This is a genomic window from Pseudomonas sp. AM14(2022), from assembly GCF_036346455.1.
Taxonomy (GTDB): Bacteria; Pseudomonadota; Gammaproteobacteria; order Pseudomonadales; family Pseudomonadaceae; genus Aquipseudomonas; species Aquipseudomonas putida_A.
The window spans coordinates 56,163-81,857 of the sequence record NZ_JAOTNY010000014.1 but is presented as its reverse complement, the minus strand read 5'-3'; the positions used below and the strand labels follow the sequence as shown (position 1 = coordinate 81,857).

Genomic DNA, 25,695 nt, shown 5'->3' with positions numbered 1-25,695 from the left:
AGGGTAAACAGGTATTCGTATCAATTGCGAAACATTGTTATTCGCGACGAATTTACATTCTTTACAATTTAACCTTACGGTTTTTGCCGATTCATCCGTCGTGCGGGTTTTACACAGCCAATAAGAATCAATACCATTGGCACCCCTTTACCATCAGGTACGATCGCCATGCTGCTGCACATCCCCGGCCTGTTCGCCAAAGCAGAAGTGCAGCGCATCCGCGAGGCGCTGGAGCAGGCGGATTGGGCTGATGGCAAGATCACCGCCGGCTATCAGTCGGCGAAGGCCAAGCACAATCTGCAGCTCCCGGAAGGCCATCCGCTGGCCAAGGAAATCGGTGCAGCGATGCTCGAGCGGCTGTGGAAAAATCCGCTGTTCATGTCGGCCGCGCTGCCGCACAAAGTATTCCCGCCGTTACTCAACTGCTACACGGCGGGCGGCAGTTTCGACTTTCACATCGACAACGCCGTGCGTCAGCCCAAAGGCAGCATCGAGCGGGTGCGCACCGATCTGTCGGCCACACTGTTTTTCAGCGAACCCGAGGATTACGACGGAGGCGAGCTGGAGATCCAGGACACTTTCGGCACGCAACGGGTGAAACTGCCCGCCGGCGACATGGTGCTGTACCCCGGCACCAGCCTGCACAAGGTCAATGCCGTCACCCGCGGCGCGCGTTATGCGTCGTTCTTCTGGACACAAAGTCTGGTGCGCGAAGACAGCCAGCGCGCCTTGCTGTTCGAGATGGATGGGGCGATCCAGCAGCTCACTCAAGACATGCCCGATCATCCGTCGCTGGTCCGCCTCACCGGCACCTATCACAATCTGTTGCGGCGCTGGGTCGAGGTATGAGTTTTCAACTGCGACGCGAAGAAGTACTCGACGGCGCCCAGCTCAACGCCATGCTTGAAGAAAGCCCGGCGCGTGCGGCGCAGGCGATTCTGCTCGCGGCCGGCCAGGGCATTGTTGAAGCGCAGGCGCTGCTCGGGCAGATCCTGCTCGATGGCCGTGGCATCGCCCAGGATCAACCCTTGGCACTGCGCTGGTTTGGTATCGCTGCCGGGCAAGGGCACTTGATGGCGCGCAACATGCTGGGGCGTTGTCATGAACATGGCTGGGGGTGTGTGGCGAATGCCGCGATTGCCGCGCAGCATTATCGAATCGCCGCTGACGCGGGGCTGGATTGGGCGATGTACAACCTGGCCAACCTGCTGGGTACCGGGCGCGGAGTGACGTTGGATCATGCTCAGGCCCTGGGGCTGTATCAGCGCGCCGCTGAAGCCGGCCACGCCAAGTCGATGAACCTGCTGGGGCGTTATCTGGAAGAAGGGCTGGTCTGTCGGGCCGACCCGGTCGCCGCGCGCGACTGGTACCGACGCTCGGCCGAGGGCGGAGATTTTCGTGGGCAGTTCAGTTATGCCGCAATGCTGGCTGAGGCTGGATTGATCGAGGACGCACTGGGCTGGTTGCGCAAGGCACTGGCTACAGGGAACGTGAATTTTCTGCGGGTGAGCATGGGTTCATTATCGAGCGCTCGTCATCCGTCGATTCGCCAGATGGCCGATGATTATCGGCAGCGGCTTGGGGAATTGCTCGTCGCTTGAGTCATTAAAAAGTCTTTCAGTTGGCCATTGGTTAGTTGGCTTTTCTGGTTCTTGTATTTAATTTTAATAGTTAATAACTTGGCGAATTAGTTGTATCTGCCTACTGTCGGGTTCGATGTTGTTCAAGTGATTGGAAGTTTCTTGTCGGCATCGAAAATAAATTAGCCGTTATTAATATCCACGGAAGACAAGGAGTCTTTGATGGAACTCAAGTTAAATGACAAGGTGGTCGAGGCCGCCGCGAAAGCGCCTCTGGCATTTGTAAATGCCTCGCTGGGCGTGGGTGAGGAATATAACCGGGGTACCGGTATACAACTGACCAAAGAGCAAATTATCAGTCTCAGGAAGTATGAAGTTCTCGGCCTCTCGCTGCCCGTCCGGTTGCAAGATGTTATTGCCTATCTGAACTATGGTGCGGGTGATGAAGGCGGCGTGGGCCTGAAAGCGGGAGATTTCCTGCGCACCTTCAGCATGACCTATGATCACGCCAAACGCTGGTCACCATTGCGCGAAAAGATCATGTTGACCGGTACCGATCTGAAAATCTTTGCCGGCAGTATTATCCGCACGGGTAACGCCATTGTTGAAGTGTATGAGGATCTCAAGGCCTCGAGGTATCTCGAAGAGCACAACATCAATACGCCTGAGGAATACCTGAATCTGCAACGGCAGATTCCGGGTCTGCCTGATCTCGACCTGTCTTCGGAAGATATCCTGGATATCAAGGCGTATCTCAATGACCTGTTGGCTAAAGTTGCGCATTGTCATCAGGAAGCCGAGCGCGTTCGGGCCCTGCTGGACAGTTTTGGCGCCGATATGCGTGAAAAGGTGCTGCCGGAAATTGCCTTGCGACTGCAGTTCGTCTCCAGGAACACTTATCAGAACGATATCAAGGCGCTGCAGGAGGTCATTGATCAGCGCGCAAAAGAAATTGATGAACTGAACAAACAATACGATCAACTGGTGCAGGAAGCGATCAAGTCGGCGGCCACCCTGAATATTGGCGGATTGATTCTTGGCATTTACCAAGGCGTCAAGGCCGAGAAAATCCGCTCTGAACGTAATCGCTTGAAGCAACTGCAGCAAGTTGATAACCAGAGTATGGCAAGCAAGAACCAGACGCTGAGTTCGTTGAACAAGGTTCGAGATGATTTGCAGAATTTGAGTTACGTGGCGATTGAAGCCGAGGTCGCGACTCAGAACCTGATGCTGGTATGGAATGCCCTCAGTGATTACGTCGAGGCGTCGTTCAAGGAAGTTGACGGTATTTTCGAAGCGACTTCGCTACGCCGTTTCAAGATTCAATTACTGAGTATCATCGATCCCTGGGAGCAGATAAAAGTCAGCTCTGATCAGTTGCTGAAAGTATTTGAAGAGGCTGACAGGGAATATGAAAGAAGTGGGCTGGTTGTTCGGAGTGGGTCAATGATGTCTTTGCTATCGGTTAGTTCGGCTGTACCTGCATTTAACATGGCGCGCCTGCGTGAGCATAATGCTGGCGTGCAGGCGCTTAATACCACGGCTCAGATGCTCTTCGAGCAATTCGATTACATGCCTGGAACTGTCGGAGCCATGAACAATCTGGCGCTCGCCATCAACAAAGCCACCTACGATCTGCGGAGTCAGGCACAGGCCACCGGCATTTATCTGGAACGCGCCGAGAAAAAACTGCGCAGCTATCAGGCTGAGCTGGAGTATCCAGACGACGCGGACGAAGTTCGCGAGGATATGGAGGTCGAGCTGAAGAATATCTTCAACAAGGTGGCGGTACAGACCGAAGATCTGAAAGCCGTGCACAAGAGCATCAGCGCTTATTACGATCGCAGCGCCTCGGCCGAGTGGATCGTGACGCTCAAGGCCGAACGTGTCACCACGATCGAGCTCAAGGGCAGATCCGACAAAAAGCTCGCAGACCTGACGACCGAAATGAAGTCTGTTTCCGACGGTATTGATCTGATCGCCAAGGCTGGCATCGAGAAAATTGGCGAACAAGCGCAGTTGTCTCTGGAAAATCTCAAGGCATTGGGATTGGCGCCACCTCAGGTGCAAGTTGCCCTGCTGGCTATCGAGACGCTGAAGAAACTGATTTCCGGCATTGGCGAGGCCGTTTCTTTTCTCAATATGCTGGCAGCGTACAACCGGCTGAATGAACAGGCAGGTGATCTGCGCGCACAGATCAACAAATACAGCAAAGACCTCGCGCGCATTGAAGGCCGGATTGAGCTGGTCGAAACCCTGGATCAACTGGACGACGGCCGTGCGGCTTACGCTGGGGAGTTCAGCGTTCTGATCGATGACTTTACCCGCTTCGCCAATGATTTCAGACAGAACACTGCGCTTCCCGTTGAAACCCGGGCGCAAGCAGCGATTGATCGAGTCGCCGAAGTCGCCAGGCATCTACAGAGCATTCATCAATAACAAGGAGCTGGAAAGGTGGGCGACTAGCCTGCCTTTCCTGAAACGGCATGAATGCTTTGGCTTATGAATTTTCAGCGATGCAACGGCGTGTACTGGACCGTTACGGGCGATTTCTCGGCACCTTGCCGACGACATTCAATGCGATACCGCTGGTCTTCGAGCGCCGGAGAAAGGCAGGGCATCAATTGGCCGTCCTGGCCAAAGACTCGCGTCTGGAGAACGCCCGGTTCAATCAGCGCTATCTGCAGGATTTCTGGGCGCGTACCGAAGCGTCGAGGCGTCTTGGCGCAGGGTATCTAGGGGATCTGCAAGTGTTTACCCGCGAAGCACTGGATATCACAGGCAACACCTCCAGACACGAGCCTGTCAGCCAGGTGGACTTTCGGTTGTTCAGCCTTTCGCGGTCGACCAGCTGGCAGTTGTTCCCAGCAGAGGATGTGCCTGACCTGATCCACGAACTGGCACTGCGTTTCTATGCGCTGCAGGTCGAGATACGGCAGCTGAAATACACGGTCGTGGAAGTGTACGACGAGTCATTTGGCTTGAAGTCAGTGTTTCTCGGCGCTATGGATCACCGCTCCTGCCTGTGTCATGCGACGCCAACCGTTGCCGAAGGGTTGTTTGGCGATTCATTGACGACGCCTGTCTGGGATCTGGCTTATACATCGACCGATCCGGCCATCAGGGCGGCTGAATACCAGGCTGATATCGCGGCGTTATTCAATGGATTCGTGTCGGTGAATACGCAGATGGGGCTATTCATCGAAGCGCTTTATCAGCGCCTCGACAACGTGTGCAATCAACTCTTGCAGGCGAAGTCTGCGGTGAAACTGAGTGAGCTGAATTTCAAACTCGCCGCGATGACCGAGAACGCCAATGAGTGCATGGCAATGCTCGATCATCTTGAGGCGTGGCTGCGCCCATAAAAAAAGGCCCATGATTGCTCATGGGCCTTTTTCTCAATCGCTACGTATTACACGTAGAACGATTTCAGCGGCGGGAAGCCATTGAATTCGACGGCGCTGTAGCTGGTGGTGTAAGCACCGGTCGACAGCCAGTACAGACGATCACCGATGGCCAGGTTCAGCGGCAGACCGTACTTGTAGTTCTCGTACATGATGTCGGCGCTGTCGCAGGTCGGGCCGGCGATGACCACTTCTTCCATCTCGCCTTTCTTCTCGGTCCAGATCGGGAACTTGATCGCCTCGTCCATGGTTTCGATCAGGCCGGAGAATTTGCCCACATCGGTATACACCCAACGCTCAACGGCGGTGCGGGATTTACGCGCGACCAGCACGACTTCGCTGACCAGAATGCCGGCGTTGGCGATCAACGAACGGCCCGGCTCCAGAATGATTTCCGGCAGGTCATCGCCGAAGTCTTCTTTCAGGAAGCGGATGATCTCTTCGGCGTAGGTTTCCAGGCTGTTGGTGCGGGTGATGTAGTTGGCCGGGAAGCCGCCACCCATGTTGATCAGCTTCAAGTGGATGCCGTCTTCTTCTTTCAGGCGCTCGAAGATCACTTTAACCTTGGCGATCGCCGCGTCCCAGACACTGATGTCGCGCTGCTGCGAACCAACGTGGAACGAGATGCCGTAAGGCACCAGACCCAGGTCACGAGCGAGGATCAGCAGGTCCATGGCCATGTCGGTCTGGCAGCCGAACTTGCGCGACAGTGGCCAGTCAGCGGTGGTCGAGCCTTCGGTGAGGATGCGCACATAGACTTTCGCACCCGGCGCAGCCTTGGCAATGTTGCGCAGGTCGGCTTCGGAGTCGGTGGCGAACAGGCGCACACCCTTCTCGTAGAAGTAGCGGATGTCCTTGGACTTTTTGATGGTATTGCCGTAGCTGATCTGGTCCGGGCTGACGCCACGGCTCAGCACTTTGTCCAGCTCATAGATGGAGGCGATGTCGAAGCTCGAGCCTTTCTCTTTGAGCAGGTCGATGATCTCGACAGCCGGGTTGGCCTTGACCGCGTAGTAGACCTTGGCGAATTCGAAACCGGCGCGCAGGTCATCGTAGGCCTGGCTGATCATCGCGGTGTCGATCACCACGAACGGGGTTTCCTGTTTGTCGGCGAACGCCTTCATTTTCTGAAAGGTTTCGCGCGCGAAATAGTCTTCGACCTGGATCGACATGCTGGGAGCTCCTATGGGCAAACTCGTAAAAACAATGGGTGCAAATGAACGCCCTCCGTATCCCCACTTTGGTTCGCCTACTTCCCAAGGCATGTCGCCGAAAGCAAAAAGGCCACGGGCGTATCTGCCCTTGGCCTTGCTGTCTCGTCGTCAGTACTTGAGCCGGATGGATCGTTTCCAGCATGGACGTTCGGCGCGAACTTTAGGGCGTGAGGGGCCTGAGATCAACTAAAAATGTCGCGTTTTTGCACGCTTCTGACGTACGTCGCGGATATCACTCTTTGTAGCCGACCGAGATGACGGACAGATGTTCCCCGGGAATTTTCATGTGTTAAAAATACCTGCACGTTCGCGGCTTTTGTCGACTAACTCGTGGGTAAGTGCGATAGGCGCAACATCGGCGACGTTGGCGGCGAGAGGTGGGTGTGAGGGGGATTTTGGCCGTTTGGGAGCGGGTGTTTGCAGAGGCTCTGTGAACGCAGCTGTTGAGATTCTTTTCCGCCCTGCGAATCATCAGGAAATTGCACGAATCCTGTGGGAGCGGGCTTGCTCGCGAAGACATTTTCACAGCCGACATCACCGCCGACGGCCACTACGCATTCGCGAGCAAGCCCGCTCCCACAGGTTTGGAGTTTTTACGCGATTACAGCCTCAGCCGGCGAGACGATATTGGTCTTCATCCCGCGCGAACGCCCCGAGCTCAGATAGGCTGCGATCGACTCCTGCGTCACCTCACCGAGGAACACCCGCTCGGCATCCATCACCGGTAACCACGAACGATTGAACTCGTACATCCGCGACAGCAGGATGCGCAGGTGTTCGTCGTACGCCGCGGTGGCGTTGAACTCACGCAGGTACTGCGCGCAGGTGCCGGTCTGGCGGTGCAGGTCGCGACGACGCACATAGCCCAGCGCCTTGTTCTCGGCACAGGTGACCACCACATAGCGGCGATCATGTTCGTCCATCAACTCCAGCGCATCGGCCACCGGGGTTTCCGGGCTGACCGATGGCGCGTTGTCCGCCGCGTCTTCGGCTTTCACCAGCAACAGACGTTTGAGGGTGCTGTCCTGACCGACGAAATTGCTGACAAAGTCGTCCGCCGGGTGTGCGAGCAGGGTGTCCGGGTGATCGATCTGCAGCAGTTTGCCGGCGCGGAAGATCGCTATCTTGTCACCAAGCTTGATCGCTTCGTCGATGTCGTGGCTGACCATGATCACGGTCTTGTTCAGCGCCCGCTGCATCTCGAAGAACTCGTTCTGGATCATCTCGCGGTTGATCGGATCGACCGCACCAAACGGCTCGTCCATCAGCAACAGCGGCGCATCCGCCGCCAGTGCGCGGATCACGCCGATGCGCTGTTGCTGGCCGCCGGACAGTTCACGCGGGTAACGATGCAGATACTGCTTGGGTTCCAGTTTGATCATGCTCATCAGTTCGCGAGCGCGGTCGTGGCATTTCTGTTTGTCCCAGCCGAGCAGTTTCGGCACCACGACGATGTTCTCTTCGATGGTCATGTTCGGGAACAGGCCGATCTGCTGGATCACGTAGCCGATGTTGCGGCGCAGGGTGACTTCGTCGAGGTCGGTGGTGTCTTCGCCGTTGATCAGGATCTTCCCCGAGGTCGGCTTGATCAGGCGGTTGATCATTTTCAGCGTGGTGCTTTTGCCGCAACCCGATGGCCCGAGGAACACACAGATTTCGCCTTCATTGACGGTCAGGCTCACCGAGTCCACGGCTTTGACATCTTTGCCGTTGCTCTGGAAGGTCTTGCTGAGGTTTTGAAGTTCGATCATTTGAGGAGTCCTTTTGGAGTCAGCGTACGTTGCAGCCACTGCAGGAGAAGGTCGGCGAAGATCGCCAGAAGACTGACCAGCAGCGCGCCGACGATCAGCATCGACATGTCGCTGCGGCTGATGGAGGCGAGGATCAGCACGCCAAGGCCACCGGCGCCGATGGTCGCGGCGATGGTCATCACGCCGATGTTCATCACCACCGCGGTGCGCACCCCGGCGAGGATCACTGGCACTGCAATTGGCAACTCAACCATGCGCAGGCGCTGGCCGAAGGTCATGCCGATGCCGCGTGCGGCTTCACGAATGCCAGGTTCGACGCCCGTCAGGGCGAGGTAGGTGTTGCGCATGATCGGTAGCAGTGAGTAAAGGAACACTGCGGTAATCGCCGGCATCGGCCCCAGGCCCTGGCCGAACTTGGAGTAGAACGGCAGCAGCAGGCCGAACAGAGCAATCGACGGCACGGTCAGCAGCACCGTGGCGCTGGCCTGCAAGGGACCGGCGAGGCTCGGGAAGCGCGTCATCAGAATGCCCAGCGGCACACCGATGAGAATCGCCAGCGTTACCGCGATGCCGACCAGGGTGATGTGCTGCCAGGTCAGGTGCATCACCTGCTGCCAGTCGAGGTGGGAAAAGGCGTTCAGAAATTCCATGACTTTTCCTCCTTAATTGAGTGGGTGCTGGCGCAGGAAATCCGCTGCCACTTTCGACGGGCTCTCATGATCGACGTCGACCCGCGCGTTGAGTTGGCGCATGGTTTCGTCGTCGAACAGTTGCGCCAGCGGCTTGAGTTGCTCGACCAGTTGCGGGTGCGCATCGAGGTAGGCCTGACGCACTACCGGCGCGGCGGTGTAGTCGGGGAAGTAATGCTTGTCGTCTTCCAGCAGCTTCAAGCCGAAGGCGTTGAGGCGGCCGTCGGTGGTGTAGACCAGACCGGCAAACACCTGGCCGTTGCGCAGCGCGGTGTAGACCAGCCCGGCGTCCATCTGGCGGATGTTCTTGCGGGTCAGGTTCATGTCGTAGAGCTTGACCATGCCGTCCAGACCGTCGGAGCGGTTGGCGAACTCGGTGTCCAGCGCCACCAGGTGATTGGTCTTGGCCTCATCGCGCAGCACCCTGTTCAGGTCACTGATGGTGTTGATCTGCGGATACTCCTCGGCGACTTTTTTCGGCAGGGCGAGGGCGTAGGTGTTGCTGAATTTCGACGGGGTCAGCCAGACCAGGCCTTTTTTCGCGTCGAGTTCTTTGACCCGGGCGTAGGACTGTTCGCTGTCGAGTTTTTCGGTGACATGGTTGTAGGCTACCAATGACACGCCGGTGTATTCCCAGAGCATGTCCAGTTGTCCGCTTTCGTGGGCGCTGCGGGCGAGGTTGCTGCCCAGACCGCCGGTGATCTGCGCGTCGTAGCCTTTGCTGCGCAGGTATTGCGCGGTGATTTCCGCGAGCAGGGTCTGCTCGGTGAACACCCGGGCGCCGAGGCGAATGAGCGGTTTTTCCGCCGCCTGGGCAAATCCTGCGAACAGCATGATGCAGCCTAAGATCAAGCTAAATCGTTTCATAAGTATTCCTTCGCAAAAGCCTTAAGACGGGCGCAAACCGCGTTCCAGCCAGAGACGGCTGGCGAGGGTGACCACGCCATCGAGCAGCAGGGCCAGCAGCGCTGTGCACGCGGCGCCGAGCAGCAGTTGCGGCTGATTGTTCAGGGCGATGCCAGGGAAGATCAGGCTGCCGAGGCTGTTGGCGCCGATCAGGAAGGCCAGCGGCGCGGTGCCGACGTTGATCGCCAGTGCCACGCGCACGCCACCGATGATGATCGGCACGGCGTTGGGCAATTCGACTTTCCACAGCACCTGGCGCGGGGTCATGCCGATGCCGACGGCGGCTTCCTTCAGCGAACCCTGAACGTTTTTCAGACCTTCGTAGGTGTTGCGCACAATCGGCAACAGGGACGCGAGGAACAAAGCGAAGATCGCCGGACCACTGCCGATGCCGAGAATCCCCAAGGCAATCGCCAGTACGGCCAGCGGTGGCACGGTGTTGCCGATATTGAAGATCTGCATGAAGCGTTCAGCGCGGCCGACCATGGTCGGGCGACTGAGGAAGATACCGGCGGGGATGCCCACGACCAGGGCGGCCAGCATTGAAGCGAGGACGAGAATCAGATGAGCTTGCAGGTAAAACAACAAATCGTCGCGGTAGTGTTCGATCGTGTTGATGCCGATCCAGTGGATCAGCAGGGCCAGGAGCGCGATAACCACCGCACCTCCCATCAGCCCTTTGCCATAGCGGATAGCCACAGGCGGACTCCTTTTTTATAGTCGGCGAACGCTCTCCCGTGTGGCATGCCAAGCCTTGGCTGCCGGGAATAAACGTTCGCGAGAAGCAGCTCCTTCAGCACCGGCAACAAGCGGTCTGAAAGCGAGCCATGAGCGCAGCCTCGTCAGGCTAACTTGCTGATTTTTCAGCCCCTGACGAAATGTCGTAACAGGGGATGGACGTCTCCGTGCTTTAAAAGGTTCCCATCTGGGGCAGCATTTGGCCACCCTTAATGTGCTCAACGGTTCGGTTATTGCATCGAGTTGGGCTATAATCGCGGCCCTTTTTTGAATCACCGCCAGGCGATTTCCCATGACCAACCAGGCCGCCGAAGTCGCGAAACGCCGCACTTTCGCCATTATTTCCCACCCCGATGCCGGTAAAACCACGATCACCGAAAAGCTCCTGTTGATGGGCAAGGCGATTGCAGTGGCCGGTACGGTGAAATCCCGTAAATCCGACCGCCATGCGACATCCGACTGGATGGAGATGGAGAAGCAGCGGGGTATTTCCATTACCACGTCGGTCATGCAGTTCCCGTATCGCGAACACATGATCAACCTGCTCGACACCCCGGGCCACGAAGACTTCTCCGAAGACACCTACCGCACCCTGACGGCGGTCGACTCGGCGCTGATGGTGCTCGACGGCGGTAAAGGTGTCGAGCCACGGACCATCGCCCTGATGGATGTCTGCCGTCTGCGTGACACGCCGATCGTCAGCTTCATCAACAAACTCGACCGTGACATCCGCGACCCGATCGAACTGCTCGACGAAATCGAAGCCGTTCTGAAGATCAAGGCAGCGCCGATCACCTGGCCGATCGGTTGCTACCGCGACTTCAAGGGCGTTTACCACCTGGCCGACGACTACATCATTGTCTACACCGCCGGTCACGGTCACGAACGCACCGAAACCAAGATCATCGAGAAGCTCGACTCCGACGAGGCGCGCGCGCACTTGGGCGACGAGTACGATCGCTTCCTCGAACAGCTGGAACTGGTGCAGGGCGCCTGCCACGAGTTCAACCAGCAGGAGTTCCTCGACGGTCAACTGACTCCGGTGTTCTTCGGTACGGCATTGGGCAACTTCGGTGTCGATCACGTGCTCGATGCAGTGGTTGACTGGGCCCCGCGTCCGCTGGCCCGTGTCGCCAACGAACGTACCGTGGAGCCGGTGGAAGAGAAGTTCTCGGGCTTCATCTTCAAGATCCAGGCGAACATGGACCCGAAACACCGCGACCGCATCGCCTTCATGCGTATCTGCTCCGGCAAGTACGAGAAAGGCATGAAGATGCGCCACGTGCGTACCGGCAAGGACGTGCGCATCGGCGACGCCCTGACGTTCTTCTCCTCCGAGCGTGAACAGCTGGAAGAGGCGTACGCCGGCGACATCATCGGTCTGCATAACCACGGCACCATCCAGATCGGCGACACCTTCAGCGAAGGTGAAGTCCTCGGCTTCACCGGTATCCCGCACTTCGCCCCGGAGCTGTTCCGTCGTGTGCGTCTGCGTGATCCGCTGAAGTCCAAGCAGTTGCGTCAGGGTCTGCAGCAGTTGGCCGAAGAAGGCGCGACCCAGGTGTTCTTCCCGGAGCGCAGCAACGACATCATTCTTGGCGCCGTCGGTGTGCTGCAGTTTGATGTGGTCGCTAGCCGTCTGAAGGAGGAATATAAGGTTGAGTGCTCTTACGAGCCGATCACTGTGTATTCCGCGCGCTGGATTGAATGCAGCGACAAGAAGAAGCTTGAGGAGTTTTCCAACAAGGCTGTGGAGAACCTGGCACTGGATGGCGGTGGGCACCTGACCTATCTCGCGCCGACGCGGGTTAACCTGGCGTTGATGGAAGAGCGGTGGCCGGATGTGAAATTCCGTGCGACGCGTGAGCATCATTAAGCGCTGAGCTGGTTTGTTCGAAAGCCCCTGAGGTGTAGGCCTTGGGGGCTTTTTTTTGGGGCTTTGGTCTTGGCGGCCTTTGGGCCGACCAGGTTCTTGGTTTTTTGTGTACATATCCGTTTTTTAGGTGATGGCGGATTAGGGTTCCGCCCTTACGGCGGGTCACTTTTGACAAACGCCTCAAAAGTAACCAAAAACGCTTGCTCCTGCGTTCGGCCCGCTCGCTGGGGCTCGGGGTCCCTTCGCTCCGGGATTGATCCGGGCGCAGCGCCTACGGTTTGCTTCGCTGCACCTCCTCTCGCTGTGTTTGGCTTCGCCAAACGGTCGCTGCGCTCCCACCCCCGGATCAATCCCTCCACTCAGCCTTCCGACGTCGCCCGAGGATCAAGATCAAAAGCTTTCGGCGAGCTGACACTCGGCCATTTGAGTGGTGAAAAGCATGCGCCTGGCTTTAGCTTTTTCTGTGGGAGCTGGCTTGCCAGCGATGGCGGCCTGATAGCCCACCAATTTCTACCTGAATACACCGGGTTCAACCTGTGGGAGCGGGCTTGCTCGCGAAGGCGGCCTGATAGCCGACCAATCTCTACCTGAATACACCGGTCTCAACCTGTGGGAGCGGGCTTGCTCGCGAAAGCGGCCTGACAGCCGACCAATCTCTACCTGAATACAACGGTTTCAACCTGTGGGAGCGGGCTTGCTCGCGAAGGCGGCCTGACAGCCGACCAGTCTCCAGCTGACCGCACCCATTCCCACTGTAGGAGCCAGCCTGCTGGCGATGGCGGCCTGACAGCAGACCATTTTTTCTAATCCAATTGAGCGACTGAAGGAAGCTCCTGCAGGGACTGTAGGGCGAATCCGTATTTTGAGATATCGATGTTCTTGATCGCGACAACCGGCGCGCTGGACGTTAGTGTTCCAGGTCATGCCAGTCGCTTTGAGAGGTCAATGGAATGACGCGCAACCTCATCCATCTGCTGCGCCCCAATGGCTATTTCAGTCTGATGGCCTGGGTGCTTGCGGCGTTGCTGTTCATCAATCGTCTGAGCAGCATGGTCAAGTTGTTCATGGCGCTGTATCTGCGCCAGGAGTTGGGGCTGGCGATTGAAACCGTCGGCTGGTTGCTGTCGGCCTATGGTGCCGGGTTGTTGGTCGGTTCGATGCTCGGTGGGCTGCTCAGTGATCATGTGCGTACGGCGCGGCTGACGGCGACGTTGTTCTTTGTTTCGGTGTGGGTGTTGATCCTGCTGGGGCTGGTCACGCAAGTGCCGTTGCTGGCGGCATTGCTGTTGCTCAGCGGGACGATCGATGGGGCCATTCGCACCCTGCACCAACGCCTGATCATGGAGTACTGCGAAGTCGCTCAACGCTCGCGCGCGCAGGCCTTGAGCCGGGTGGCGCGCAACCTTGGCATGGCCGCCGCAGGTGTGGCGGGCGGGGTGTTGGCGCAGACGGATTTTCGCTGGGTGTTTTTCGGCAGCGCGGCGATGACGCTGTTGGCCTTGCTGTGGTTTGTTCGCACTACGTGGCGTCGGCCGGTACTGATCAATGACGCCCCCTCTACAAACGGCGCCGGTGGATCCGTTGCGCCGTTTTACGATAAAGCGTTCCTGTGGTTGCTCGCGGCGACGGCCGTGCTTGGCATTGCATTCGACACGGTCTACAGCACGCTGGGCAATTATCTGCGTGATTACTACCACTTGAGCACCGAGGCGATCGGCTGGCAGTTCGGGCTCAATGCGTTGCTGGTGATCGCCTTGCAGATTCCCTTGTCACACTGCGGCGAGCGTTGGGGCACGCGGCGGCAAATGCTCGCGGGGAGTTTGTTGCTGGCCGGCGGATTGGGCATGTTGCCGTTCGGATCCGGGCTGGCGTTCGTCTGCCTGTCGACGGTGATCTGGACCTTGGGCGAGGCGTTGTTCATGCCGCCGCTGAATGTGCTGGCGATGCAATTTGCCCAGCGCGGCAAAAGCGGCCAGTACTTTGGTCTGTTCTTTATGAGCTGGAGCGCCAGTGCGCTGTTGTCGCCGGTGCTCAGCGGTCAGTTGTACGGCAATTTCGGTGGCCATAGCGTCTGGCTGGGTAGCGCCGTACTGGTGTTGATGTCAATTCCCTTGACGTGGCAAGCGACCCGTCCGCTTAGCTGATTCCGCGATAGGTGTTATTCGAAACCTGTCTGTCTGTGGAGGGCATTTCTGTCTGCTCGTTAGCGTCCTATCTGGTGAACCCGACGGATCGGAACTAGATTTCACACAGCGCCAGTCAGGCACCCGTGTCTCACCTGAAAGTGGATGGAGTCAGCTATGAAAAGCAGGTTGCTACGGTTTTTATTGCTATTGAAAGTGATGGTCATGCTGTCCCTCGGCACCGCGACGGCCTGGGCGGAGTGCGAGGATCACGATTCCCAGGCCTTTAACGGCCAGGTCGGACACAGCGGCCTGATGCTCGCCAAGTCCGAATCAGAGCCAGGTGATCAGGGGCAGGGTGGCAGCGCCGATGACGACGACTCGACTACTGATGAACCGGACTCTGATGATCCGGACGACGAAGGCGACAGCCAGACGTAAATCGCAAATAAAAGAAAACCCCTTCTTCCCCGACTGATGCGCAATCGGGGGAGAAGGGGTTTGGTTAACGCTTTAGCGACAACTCAAGTTCCCTGTGGGAGGTGGCTTGCTCCCGAAAGCGGTGTGTCAGTCACCATTATCAGTGACTGTCACACCGCATTCGCGAGCAAGCCCGCTCCCACACTTTCGTCCGCCGTTAATCAGGCGGCGCCGTCGAGGAATTGCTCGGCGTAGTGGCAGGCCACCTGGCGATTATCCAATTCACGTAACAACGGCTCTTCAGTGCTGCAACGCTCGGTCGCGTACGGGCAGCGCTTGTGGAACGCGCAGCCCGGTGGCGGGTTCAGCGGGTTGGGCAATTCGCCGACGATCTTGATTTTCGGCTTGTTCGGGTCCGGGTGAATGGTCGGGGTCGCCGACAGCAACGCCTGGGTGTACGGGTGCAGCGGACGTTCGTAGATAGCGTCTTTCGGGCCCATTTCCACCGGGCGACCGAGGTACATCACCATCACGTCATCGGCCACATGTTGCACCACCGCCAGGTTGTGCGAAATGAACACGTACGCCGTGTTGAACTCTTGCTGCAGATCCATGAACAGGTTCAGCACCTGGGCCTGAATCGACACGTCCAGTGCCGAGGTAGGCTCATCCGCCACCAGCACTTTCGGTTGCAGCATCATCGCCCGGGCGAGGGCGATCCGCTGGCGCTGACCGCCGGAGAACATGTGCGGATAACGCTGGTAGTGCTCGGGACGCAAGCCGACCTGCTTCATCATCGCCTGGACTTTTTCGCGGCGTTCAGCGGCGGACAGGTTGGTGTTGATCAGCAGCGGCTCGCCGAGCTGGTCACCGACTTTCTGCCGTGGGTTCAACGACGCGTACGGGCTCTGGAACACCATCTGCACGTCTTTGCGCAGTTGTTTGCGCTGGGCCTTGTCGGCGCCAGCCACTTCCTGGCCGGCGATTTTCAGCGAGCCGGATGACGGCTCTTCAATCAGGGTCAGGGCGCGGGCGAGGGTGGATTTGCCGCAGCCCGATTCGCCGACCACGGCGAGGGTCTTGCCGGCTTCCAGTTCGAACGACACACCGTTGAGCGCGCGTACGGTCGCGTGGCCCTTGAACAGGCCACGGGACACTTCGTAGTGACGGGTCAGGTCGCGGGCGGTAAGTACGACGGCCATTACGCCACCTCCTGGTTCAGCGGGAAGAAGCAGCGGGCGAGGCTGTTGCTTTTCGGATCAAGGGCCGGACGCTGCGCGCGGCAGGTGTCCTGCACGTACGGGCAGCGCGGCGACAGCAGGCAACCCTGCGGACGGTCATAACGGCCCGGGACGATGCCCGGCAGTGTCGCCAGACGCTCGGCGCCCTGGCTGTGTTCCGGAATCGCCTTGAGCAACGCTTCGCTGTACGGGTGTGCCGGGATGTCGAACAGTTGCGGCACCTGACCGACTTCGACAGCCTGGCCGGCGTACATCACGCACACGCGCTGGGCGGTTTCGGCCACGACCGCGAGGTCGTGAGTGATCAGCACCAGGCCCATGTTCTGTTCTTTCTGCAACGCCAGCAGCAGATCCATGATCTGTGCCTGAATGGTTACGTCGAGTGCCGTGGTCGGTTCGTCGGCGATCAGCAGTTTCGGTTCGCCGGCAATCGCCATGGCAATCGCGACACGCTGGCTCATACCGCCAGACAGTTGGTGCGGGTAGGCGTCCATACGGCTGGCGGCGCCCGGGATCTCCACTTTTTCCAGCAGTTCGATGGCGCGTTTGCGCGCTTGCTTGCCGGACATTTTCAGGTGCAGGCGCAGCACTTCTTCGATCTGGAAACCGACGGTGTAGCTCGGATTCAGCGCGGTCATCGGGTCCTGGAACACCATCGACAGGTCTTTGCCGACGATTTGCCGACGTTGACGATTGCTCAGCTTGAGCATGTCTTTGCCGTCAAAGCTGAGCGAGTCGGCGGTGACGATGCCGGGATGCTCGATCAGGCCCATCAGCGCCATCATGGTCACGGATTTACCCGAACCCGATTCGCCAACGATTGCCAGAACTTCGCCTTTGTCGACTTTCAGGTCGAGGCCATCGACAACGGGTGTCGCGGTTTTGTCGCCGAAGCGAACGTTGAGATTCTTGATTTCTAGCAGTGACATGGGAATCTCCTCAGGCGGCGTTCTTGAGTTTCGGGTCCAGCGCATCGCGCAGACCGTCGCCCATCAAGTTGATTGCCAGCACGCTGAGCAAAATGGTCAAACCAGGCAGACTGACGACCCACCAGGCGCGTTCGATGTAATCGCGGGCCGAGGCCAGCATGGTGCCCCACTCAGGGGTTGGCGGTTGTACGCCAAGGCCGAGGAAGCCCAGCGCCGCGGCGTCGAGAATCGCCGAAGAGAAACTCAGGGTCGCCTGTACGATCAGCGGCGCCATGCAGTTGGGCAGCACGGTGATGAACATCAGACGTGGCAGACCGGCACCGGCCAGGCGCGCGGCGGTCACGTAGTCGCGGTTCAGTTCGCCCATCACCGCAGCACGGGTCAGACGCACGTAGGACGGCAGCGATACCACAGCAATGGCGATCACGGTGTTGATCAGGCCAGGGCCGAGGATGGCGACGATCGCCACAGCCAGCAGCAGGGACGGCAGGGCCAGCATGATGTCCATCAGACGCATGATGGTCGGGCCGATCATTTTCGGGAAGAAACCGGCGAACAGACCCAGCAGGATCCCCGGGATCAGCGACATCACCACCGACGACAGACCGATCAGCAGCGACAGGCGCGAACCCTGAATCAGCCGTGACAGCAGGTCGCGACCCAGTTCATCGGTGCCGAGCAGGAATTGCATCTGCCCGCCTTCGAGCCACGCCGGTGGCGTCAGCAGGAAGTCACGGTATTGCTCGCTTGGGTTATGCGGCGCGACCCACGGCGCGAAGATCGCGCAGAAGATGATCAGCAGCATGAACAGCAGGCCGGCAACCGCGCCCTTGTTCTTGGAGAAGGCTTGCCAGAATTCTTTGTACGGTGACGGGTACAGCAGGCTTTGATCCGCGCTTGGGGCGGAAGTGGCTACTGAGGATGTTGGAGTGCTCATGGTATGGACCTCAGCGCTGATGACGGATGCGTGGGTTGGCAAAGCCGTAGAGGATGTCCACTACGAAGTTGACCAGAATCACCAGGCAGGCGATTAACAGGATGCCGTTTTGCACAACCGGGTAGTCCCGGGCGCCGATGGCTTCGATCAGCCATTTACCGATGCCGGGCCAGGAGAAAATGGTTTCGGTCAGGACTGCACCGGCCAAAAGGGTGCCGACTTGCAGGCCGACCACGGTCAGCACCGGAATCAGCGCGTTGCGCAGGCCGTGCACGAACACCACGCGCGAGGGCGACAGGCCTTTGGCCTTGGCGGTGCGGATGTAGTCTTCGCGCAGCACTTCGAGCATCGACGAACGGGTCATCCGCGCGATCACCGCCAGCGGAATGGTGCCAAGCACGATGGCCGGCAGGATCAGGTGATGCAGGGCATCGAGGAATGCGCCCATGTCATCGGCCAGCAGCGTGTCGATCAGCATGAAACCGGTGCGCGGCTCGATGTCGTAAAGCAGGTCAATCCGCCCGGAAACCGGGGTCCAGCCCAGGCTCACCGAGAAGAACATGATCAGGATCAGGCCCCACCAGAAGATCGGCATCGAATACCCCGCCAGGGAGATGCCCATCACCCCGTGGTCGAACAGGGATCCTCGCTTGAGCGCCGCGATCACCCCGGCCAGCAGGCCCAGGATGCCGGCAAACAGCAGGGCGGCCATGGACAGTTCCAGGGTCGCCGGGAAGAGGGAGGTGAACTCGGTCCATACGCTTTCACGCGTACGCAGGGATTCGCCGAGATCGCCGTGGGCCAGTTTGCCGATGTAGTCCAGGTACTGGGCATACAGTGGCTTGTTCAGACCTAGGCGTTCCATTGCCTGAGCGTGCATTTCGGGGTCGACCCGACGTTCGCCCATCATCACTTCCACGGGGTCGCCCGGAATCATGCGAATCAACGCGAAAGTCAGCAAGGTGATGCCGAAAAACGTGGGGATCAACAACCCCAGTCGGCGGGCAATAAAACTAAACATCTTGTGTGGTACCTCATCAGCCGGTTAGGCGTGCCCGGCGACCCTGTGGTCAGGGAGGCCGGGAGTTTCTTATCTACTTCACCTGGGTGGTGGCGAAGTTATTGGTTGTGAGAGGGCTGATGTGATAACCCTCTACGTTGTTGCGCATTGCGGTAAACATCCGGGTGTGGGCCATGCTGATCCACGGTTGGTCCTGATTAAACAGCACCTGGGCCTGTTCGTAGAGTTTGGCGCGTTCGGCCGGATCTACTTTAGCCCGTGCTTCGTCGAGCAGGGTCTGGAATTTCTCGTTGCACCAGCGCGCGTAGTTTTCGCCGTTCTTGGCTGCTTCGCAACTCAGCATAGGCGTCAGGAAGTTATCCGGGTCGCCGTTGTCGCCCGCCCATCCGGCCGACACCATGTCGTGCTCGCCGGCCTTGGCGCGTTTGAGCATTTCGCCCCATTCCATGACGCGGATGTCGATCTTGATTCCGACCTTGGCCAGGTCAGCCTGCATCATCTGCGCGCCGAGCATCGGGTTCGGGTTGGTCGGACCGCCGCCGTTACGGGTAAACAGGGTAAACACGGTGCCTTCCGGAACCCCGGCTTCCTTGAGCAAGGCACGGGCCTTGTCCAGATCGCGTGGCGGGTTCTTCAGGTCGTGGTTGTAGCCCAGCAGCGTCGGCGGGTACGGGTTGACCGCCACCGAGGCGTTGCCTTTGCCGAACAGCGCGTTGACGTAGGCTTCCTTGTCGAACGCGATGTCGATGGCCTTACGCACACGCACGTCGCTGATGTACTTGTGCTGGGTGTTCATGGCGATGTACGAGACGGTCATCGCGTCCATCTCGTCGACTTTCAGGTTGCTGTCTTTCTTGATGCTCGGGATGTCATCCGGTTTCGGATACAGCGCGATCTGGCACTCGTTGGCCTTGAGCTTCTGCAGGCGCACGTTGTTGTCGGTGGCGATCGCCAGGATCAGCGCGTCGGCCGGGGCCTTGCCGCGGAAGTAGTCCGGGTTGGCCTTGAAGCGCACCTGCGCATCCTTGGCATAACGCTGGAAGATGAACGGGCCGGTGCCGACTGGCTTGTTGTTGAGGTCGCCGGTCTTGCCGGACTTGAGCAACTGGTCGGCGTATTCGGCCGGGTAGATCGAGGAGAACGCCATGGCGATGTCGGCCAGGAACGGCGCTTCGCGGCGGGTCAGGGTGAACTTGACCGTGTTGTCGTCGACTTTCTCTACGCTTTTGAGCAGTTCCTTGAAGCCCATGCTTTCAAAGTACGGGAAGCCCACGCTCGACAGTTTGTGCCATGGGTGATTCGGGTCCAGCTGACGCTGGAAGCTCCAGACCACATCGTCGGCGTTCATGTCGCGGGTCGGCTTGAAGTATTCGGTGGTGTGAAACTTGACGCCTTTGCGCAGGTGGAACGTATAGGTCAGGCCGTCTTCACTGATGTCCCAGGATTCGGCCAGTGCCGGAATCACTTCGGTGGTGCCGGGCTTGAAGTCGGCCAGGCGGTTGAAGATCGTTTCGGCCACCGCATCGGCAGTGACTGCAGTTGTGTACTGGACCATATCGAAGCCTTCCGGACTGGCTTCGGTGCAGACCACCAAGGGTTTGGCCGAGACGCCGATGGCGGCGCTCAACAACGCGGCAGCGACGGCCGCACGTAGGGGAAGCATTTTCATCGATAACCCTCTGCAATCGGTTGAAGACAAAAAACCGAACGGCCGACTCGTCATGAGTCAGCCGTCGGTTGGCGTTTTTTACAGGATGTTGAACGGGATGGTGGTCACGAGACGGAACTCGTTGATGCTGCCATCCAGCTGGTTTTCACTGGCACGGTGTGCGGTGTAGGTTGCGCGTATTGCGGTAGCCTTGAGCGGCCCGCTTTGCACGGCGTATGCAGCACCGATCCCGTATTCGTAGTGGTGTTCGCCATCCATCGCCAGCACGCTGTCGTAAGCGCCGCCTTTGTAGTGAGTGCCGTCGATGCCCCAACCACGAGCGCTGTAGATGTTGAACTTCAGGCCTGGCACGCCATATTCAGCCATGTTCAGACCGTAAGCGACCTGGAAGGATTTCTCGTTCGGGCCGTTGAAGTCCGAGAGCAGGGAGTTGGCCAGGTAAATACCGTTGGTTTCGTGCAGATAGTCGAAGTACTCGTTACCGTTAATTTCCTGGTACGAGAAGGTCAGGCTATGGGCCTGGTGAGTCAGACCCAGCGACAGCGAGTAGGTATCGTTGTCGATTTCGCCCAGCTTCTTTTTGCCTTCATCGACGGTCTTGTAGTAGTTCAGACCGGTGGTCAGGCTGAGGATCTGGCTATCGCCCAGCTCGTGGGTGGCGCCGAAGTAATACTGTTTCCACATATCTTCAGCCTGAGTTGCCCACAGGCTGGTTTTCAGACTGGCAAACGGCTGGTAGGAAATACCAGCGGTGTTGACGTGATCAATTTCAATGAGCGTGTCAGCATATTCGGAGCGGAACTTGCGCTGGCTTTCTTCCATACGTGGCGAGTTCTTGTCGAACGTAGCGATGTCGAAGGTCAGGTTTTCCAACTCTTCGCTGTGCAGGCTGACACCTTGGAAGCTCGAAGGAAGAGCGCGGTTGCCGATCACATCGACCATCGGGCTGCTGAAGTTTTGGCGGCCGGCGGTCAGAGTGGTATTTGAAACCCGCGCCTTGATGTTGGCCAGACCCAGTTTGCTCCACTGTCCCTCCGCATCGCCACCATCTCGGGTCAGGGTCCGGTTGTTACCGGAGGCGACGTTAGGAATCGGCGCCCCACCGACGTTTGCAGCGAGGTTTTTGCGGTCACGCTCAAGAGCTACAGCGTTATAGACCGCCACTTCAGTGCTGATGCCGACAGTACCTTCGGTGAACCCCGAGTTGTACTTGAGAATCGTGCCTTGTACCCAGTTGATCCGGCGATCAGTAAGTTCGGTTGTACCGTTTTTTTGGTACTTGAACTTGGCACCACGTTTCAATTGCTCATTGGCGTACCAGTTACGCGTCGTACCGGTAATCGACTGTCCTTCGACGAAGCCGGTCGCTTCAGCCTGGGCGCTCTTGGTGTTGACGGTCACCGGGGTGAACGCCTGGCTTTGGGTTTCCGCATAAGCCGTAGCGGTGACGCTGCTGATGGCCAGGGCCAGTATCGCGGTGCTGCTCAGTTTCATGGGTGAAGCTCCTTTACTTTCTTTTTATGCCGGCTTTTTTGGGTGGGCCGGTTATTGGTTTAGAACTCATTCACACATCGCAAACGTTTGCAAAAGGCCTGATTGGCGAATTTCGGCAAAGCGCTTGCGTGAGGGGGATAGACAGCCCCTCAGCGTTGCGGCTAATCGGTTGGGTTAATCGATACTGACGCCCGAGAACACATTGCGACCGAAGGGGCTGACCTTGAAGCCTTCAACCCGGGCGCTTAACGGCTGGTTGACCGTCGAGTGGGCGACAGGCGTGATCGGCACTTGCTGCTTGAGCAACTGCTGCGCCTGTTTGTAGAGCACGGTGCGCTGGTCGCGGTCGGTGACGACCTTGGCCTCTTTGATCAGCTTGTCGTAAGCCGGGTCGCACCACATGGAGTAGTTGTTGCCGCCAATCGCGTCGCAGCTGTACAGGGTGCCCAGCCAGTTGTCCGGGTCACCGTTGTCGCCGGTCCAGCCGATCAGGCTGATGTCGTGCTCACCATTCTTGGTGCGCTTGATGTACTCGCCCCATTCGTAGCTGACGATCTTCACTTTCAGACCGATCTTCGCCCAGTCTGCCTGGAGCATTTCGGCCATCAGTTTGGCGTTCGGGTTGTATGGACGCTGTACCGGCATCGCCCACAGGGTGATCTCGGTGCCTTCTTTCACACCGGCAGCCTTGAGCAGCTCGCGGGCTTTTTCCGGGTTGTAGGCGGCGTCTTTGATGCTGTCGTCGTAGGACCACTGGGTCGGTGGCATGGCGTTGACCGCCAGTTGCCCGGCGCCTTGATAAACAGCGTTGAGAATCCCTTGTTTATTCACCGCCATGTCCAGCGCCTGACGCACTTCGAGCTGATCGAAGGGCTTGTGGCGCACGTTATAAGCGATGTAGCCGAGGTTGAAGCCGGGCTTGGAAATCAGCTGCAGTTTCGGGTCGACCTTCAGTGCTTCGACATCGGCAGGGCGTGGATGCAGGGTGATCTGGCATTCGCCGGCCTTGAGCTTCTGCACGCGTACCGAAGCGTCGGTGTTGATCGCGAAGATCAGGTTCTTCAGCTTGACCCGGCTCGGGTCCCAGTAGTGCTCGTTACCGGTGTAACGGATATTCGAGTCTTTCTGATAGCTCTTGAACACGAACGGCCCGGTGCCGACCGGCTTCTGGTTGATGTCGCTCGGCTTGCCTTCGACCAGCAGCTTGTCGGCGTATTCGGCGGACAGGATGGCAGCGAAGCTCATGGCGATGTTCTGAATGAACGCGGCGTCGACGCTGTTGAGCGTGAATTCCACGGTCAGCGGCCCGGTCTTTTCGACCTTGGCAATGTTCTTGTTCAGGCTCATCCCGTTGAAATACGGGAATTCGGTCGGATAAGCCTTACGGAATGGCTGTTGCGGATCGAGCATGCGGTTAAACGTGAACAGCACGTCGTCGGCGTTGAAATCGCGCGTCGGTTTGAAGTACGGCGTTGTATGAAATTTCACACCTTCACGCAGGTGAAAGGTGTACTTGAGACCATCCTCGGAAATATCCCACTTGGTTGCCAGTCCCGGTACGACGTTGGTCGCGCCTTTTTCAAACTCGACCAGGCGGTTGTACAGCGGCTCGGCGGCATCGTTATCGGTGGCCGTCGTGTATTGCGCGGTATCAAAACCCGCCGGGCTGCCTTCGGAGCAGAACACCAGGCTGTTGCTGGCGGCGTAACTGGCGGACGTGGCGGCCAACAGGCCGGCGCCCAGCAGTGCGGAAAAAACCAAGGTATGGCGCATGACGCTCCCTCTTTTTTGTAGTGTTGTTCAATGCACCGCGGTCCCGTCCAGGGACGTTGAGGTGGCATCGAGCTCAATCCAGCACGTACGGCAAGCCGGTGGCACACGCAGAAACTGGTCAGAACCCGACGGTAGGGGCCGTGGGTCTGGCAGTAAATGCGTAATTGCCTGAAAACTCGTAGGAAAAGTCGACACGTCCTATGCCACTGCAGTCATCCGCAGCGGAATTGGCTGTAGGCAAATTCCTGATTTCCCGGCAGCTAAAGCAAGGGCGACGTCATGAACGTCGCCCTTGCAATGGCTTAATTGCTGACGCTGACGCCGTAGAAGGAATTCAAGCCGAATGGGCTGATCTTGAAGTACTGCACGTTGGCGCGCATGGGTTGATACACCGTCGAGTGAGCGATAGGTGTCATTGGGACTGCATCTTTGAGGACGTGTTGCGCCTGTTTGTACAGTTCGGTGCGCTTGCCCTGGTCGGTCGTGCGCTTGGCTTCCTTGACGAGGCCGTCGAACTTCTTGTCGCACCACTTGGAGAAGTTGTTGCCGCTGAGCGAGTCGCAGCCGAACAGCACGTTCAGCCAGTTGTCCGGATCACCATTGTCACCGCTCCAGCCAATGATCATGGCCTGGTTCTCGCCACCTTTGGAACGCTTGATGTACTCGCCCCACTCGTAGCTGGTGATCTTCACGTTCAGGCCGATCTTCTTCCAGTCGGACTGGAGCATTTCAGCCATCAGCTTGGCGTTCGGGTTGTACGGACGCTGCACCGGCATCGCCCACAGAACGATCTCGGTACCTTCCTTGACGCCAGCTTCCTTGAGCAGCTGTTTGGCTTTCTCAGGATCGTACTTGGCGTCCTTGATGGTGGTGTCGTAGGACCACTGGGTCGGTGGCATGGCGTTGACGGCCAGCTGGCCGGCGCCCTGGTAAACCGAATCGATGATCTGCGGCTTGTTCACCGCCATGTCCAGCGCCTGACGTACGCGCAGGTCAGCCAGCGGGTTAGCCTCGTTGCTGCCCTTGACCTTGTCCATCACGTTGTAGGCGATATAGCCCAAGTTGAAACCGGCCTGGTCAGGCATCTTCAGGTCTTGTCGGCCTTGAGCGCCGCGAGATCCGCCGGACGCGGGAACAGGGTGACCTGGCACTCGTTCTTTTTCAGTTTCTGGATACGTACCGACGGGTCGGTGGTGATGGCGAAGATCAGGTTGTCGATCTTCACGTCCTCAGGTTTCCAGTAATCCTTGTTGCCGGTGTAGCGGATGTTCGAGTCTTTCTGGTAGCTCTTGAACACGAACGGACCAGTGCCGATCGGCTTCTGGTTGATGTCGGCAGCCTTGCCTTCCTTGAGCAGCTGGGCAGCGTACTCGGCGGACTGGATCGAGGCGAAGCTCATGGCCATGTTCTGGATGAACGCGGCGTCGACTTCTTTCAGCGTGAACTTAACGGTGTGGTCGTCGACTTTATCGATCTTGGTGATGTTGGTGTCCATCCCCATGTCGGTGAAGTACGGGAATTCGGTCGGGTACGCCTTACGGAACGGGTCATCCTTGTTAATCATGCGATTGAAGGTGAACAGCACGTCGTCGGCGTTGAACTCACGAGTCGGCTTGAAATACGGGGTGGTGTGGAACTTGACGCCTTCACGCAAGTGGAAGGTGTAAGTCAGGCCATCCGGGGAAATGTCCCAGCTGGTGGCCAGACCCGGGATAACGGCGGTGCCGCCACGCTCGAACTGACTCAGGCGGTTGAACATGGTTTCGGCTGAGGCGTCGAAGTCGGTTCCGGTGGTGTACTGGCCTGGATCAAAACCGGCCGGGCTCCCTTCGGAGCAGAACACCAGGTTAGTCGCAGCGGATGCGAAAGGTGCGGAGGCTAACAAGCCTGCGCCGACTAAAAACGGAATGACCGCGTGTTTAAGCATGTT

19 protein-coding genes and 1 pseudogene are annotated in these 25,695 nt (G+C 58.3%); 7 read left to right on the top strand and 13 right to left on the bottom strand.

Annotated features, from left to right (window positions below; translation table 11 throughout):
- Positions 1–168: 168 nt before the first annotated feature.
- The 4 genes from V3W27_RS23485 to V3W27_RS23470 all read left to right on the top strand — a co-directional run bounded on the left by V3W27_RS23485 (position 169) and on the right by V3W27_RS23470 (position 4,945).
- On the top strand, positions 169–849 hold the full coding sequence (locus V3W27_RS23485; protein WP_330207661.1) for a Fe2+-dependent dioxygenase: 681 nt from the start codon (positions 169–171) through the stop codon (positions 847–849).
- Positions 846–1,601 (top strand): tetratricopeptide repeat protein, encoded by a 756-nt coding sequence (locus V3W27_RS23480; RefSeq protein ID WP_330207660.1) that lies wholly within the window; start codon positions 846–848, stop codon positions 1,599–1,601. The genes V3W27_RS23485 and V3W27_RS23480 overlap by 4 nt, the downstream gene beginning before the upstream one ends.
- A 201-nt stretch (positions 1,602–1,802) precedes the next feature.
- Positions 1,803–4,019, top strand: a complete 2,217-nt coding sequence (locus tag V3W27_RS23475) for an alpha-xenorhabdolysin family binary toxin subunit A (protein ID WP_330207659.1) — start codon at positions 1,803–1,805, stop codon at positions 4,017–4,019.
- Positions 4,020–4,066: 47 nt separating this feature from the next.
- Positions 4,067–4,945 carry a hypothetical protein gene (locus tag V3W27_RS23470; RefSeq protein ID WP_330207658.1) on the top strand — a complete coding sequence of 293 codons (879 nt, stop codon included), beginning with the start codon at positions 4,067–4,069 and terminating at the stop codon, positions 4,943–4,945.
- Between the two features lie 47 nt (positions 4,946–4,992).
- Here the strand turns inward: V3W27_RS23470 and V3W27_RS23465 are convergent, their stop codons facing one another.
- From V3W27_RS23465 to V3W27_RS23445, 5 genes are all read right to left on the bottom strand, one after another.
- On the bottom strand, positions 4,993–6,156 hold the full coding sequence (locus V3W27_RS23465) for a type III PLP-dependent enzyme (RefSeq protein WP_027610803.1): 1,164 nt from the start codon (positions 6,154–6,156) through the stop codon (positions 4,993–4,995).
- Positions 6,157–6,791: 635 nt separating this feature from the next.
- A complete protein-coding gene (locus V3W27_RS23460; RefSeq protein WP_027610804.1) occupies positions 6,792–7,949 on the bottom strand; it encodes an osmoprotectant ABC transporter ATP-binding protein OsmV in 1,158 nt (385 codons plus the stop codon).
- Positions 7,946–8,599 (bottom strand): ABC transporter permease, encoded by a 654-nt coding sequence (locus V3W27_RS23455; protein ID WP_007965673.1) that lies wholly within the window; start codon positions 8,597–8,599, stop codon positions 7,946–7,948. The genes V3W27_RS23460 and V3W27_RS23455 overlap by 4 nt, the downstream gene beginning before the upstream one ends.
- A gap of 12 nt (positions 8,600–8,611) precedes the next feature.
- Complete coding sequence (locus V3W27_RS23450; protein WP_330207657.1) at positions 8,612–9,505, bottom strand: glycine betaine ABC transporter substrate-binding protein; 894 nt, start codon at positions 9,503–9,505, stop codon at positions 8,612–8,614.
- A gap of 21 nt (positions 9,506–9,526) precedes the next feature.
- Positions 9,527–10,216 (bottom strand): ABC transporter permease, encoded by a 690-nt coding sequence (locus V3W27_RS23445; protein ID WP_177409065.1) that lies wholly within the window; start codon positions 10,214–10,216, stop codon positions 9,527–9,529.
- Positions 10,217–10,574: 358 nt separating this feature from the next.
- Here V3W27_RS23445 and V3W27_RS23440 point away from each other — a divergent pair, with 358 nt between their 5' ends.
- The 3 genes from V3W27_RS23440 (at position 10,575) to V3W27_RS23430 (ending at position 14,722) form a co-directional block, all read left to right on the top strand.
- Positions 10,575–12,158: a peptide chain release factor 3 gene (locus V3W27_RS23440; RefSeq protein WP_027610807.1), complete on the top strand. Its 1,584-nt coding sequence runs from the start codon at positions 10,575–10,577 to the stop codon at positions 12,156–12,158.
- Between the two features lie 950 nt (positions 12,159–13,108).
- On the top strand, positions 13,109–14,302 hold the full coding sequence (locus tag V3W27_RS23435; RefSeq protein ID WP_027610808.1) for an MFS transporter: 1,194 nt from the start codon (positions 13,109–13,111) through the stop codon (positions 14,300–14,302).
- A gap of 156 nt (positions 14,303–14,458) precedes the next feature.
- Positions 14,459–14,722: a hypothetical protein gene (locus V3W27_RS23430; protein WP_027610809.1), complete on the top strand. Its 264-nt coding sequence runs from the start codon at positions 14,459–14,461 to the stop codon at positions 14,720–14,722.
- 200 nt (positions 14,723–14,922) lie between these two features.
- On the opposite strand, the gene V3W27_RS23425 is transcribed toward V3W27_RS23430, so the two are convergent.
- From V3W27_RS23425 to V3W27_RS23390, 8 genes and pseudogenes are all read right to left on the bottom strand, one after another.
- On the bottom strand, positions 14,923–15,903 hold the full coding sequence (locus V3W27_RS23425; protein WP_027610810.1) for a peptide ABC transporter ATP-binding protein: 981 nt from the start codon (positions 15,901–15,903) through the stop codon (positions 14,923–14,925).
- Positions 15,903–16,871 carry an ABC transporter ATP-binding protein gene (locus tag V3W27_RS23420; RefSeq protein WP_134785427.1) on the bottom strand — a complete coding sequence of 323 codons (969 nt, stop codon included), beginning with the start codon at positions 16,869–16,871 and terminating at the stop codon, positions 15,903–15,905. Before V3W27_RS23420 ends, V3W27_RS23425 begins: the two co-directional genes overlap by 1 nt.
- 10 nt (positions 16,872–16,881) lie before the next feature.
- The gene (locus V3W27_RS23415; RefSeq protein WP_027610812.1) at positions 16,882–17,808 is read right to left on the bottom strand and encodes an ABC transporter permease subunit; all 927 of its coding nucleotides are present in this window, start codon (positions 17,806–17,808) and stop codon (positions 16,882–16,884) included.
- A 10-nt stretch (positions 17,809–17,818) separates the two neighbouring features.
- Positions 17,819–18,829, bottom strand: a complete 1,011-nt coding sequence (locus V3W27_RS23410; RefSeq protein WP_007953665.1) for an ABC transporter permease subunit — start codon at positions 18,827–18,829, stop codon at positions 17,819–17,821.
- A gap of 73 nt (positions 18,830–18,902) precedes the next feature.
- Positions 18,903–20,498 (bottom strand): ABC transporter substrate-binding protein, encoded by a 1,596-nt coding sequence (locus V3W27_RS23405; RefSeq protein WP_150370269.1) that lies wholly within the window; start codon positions 20,496–20,498, stop codon positions 18,903–18,905.
- Positions 20,499–20,576: 78 nt separating this feature from the next.
- Positions 20,577–21,992 carry an OprD family porin gene (locus V3W27_RS23400; protein ID WP_027610814.1) on the bottom strand — a complete coding sequence of 472 codons (1,416 nt, stop codon included), beginning with the start codon at positions 21,990–21,992 and terminating at the stop codon, positions 20,577–20,579.
- Between the two features lie 174 nt (positions 21,993–22,166).
- A complete protein-coding gene (locus V3W27_RS23395; RefSeq protein ID WP_330207656.1) occupies positions 22,167–23,765 on the bottom strand; it encodes an ABC transporter substrate-binding protein in 1,599 nt (532 codons plus the stop codon).
- A gap of 302 nt (positions 23,766–24,067) precedes the next feature.
- Positions 24,068–25,692, bottom strand: a pseudogene (locus V3W27_RS23390) (ABC transporter substrate-binding protein).
- Positions 25,693–25,695 lie beyond the last annotated feature (3 nt).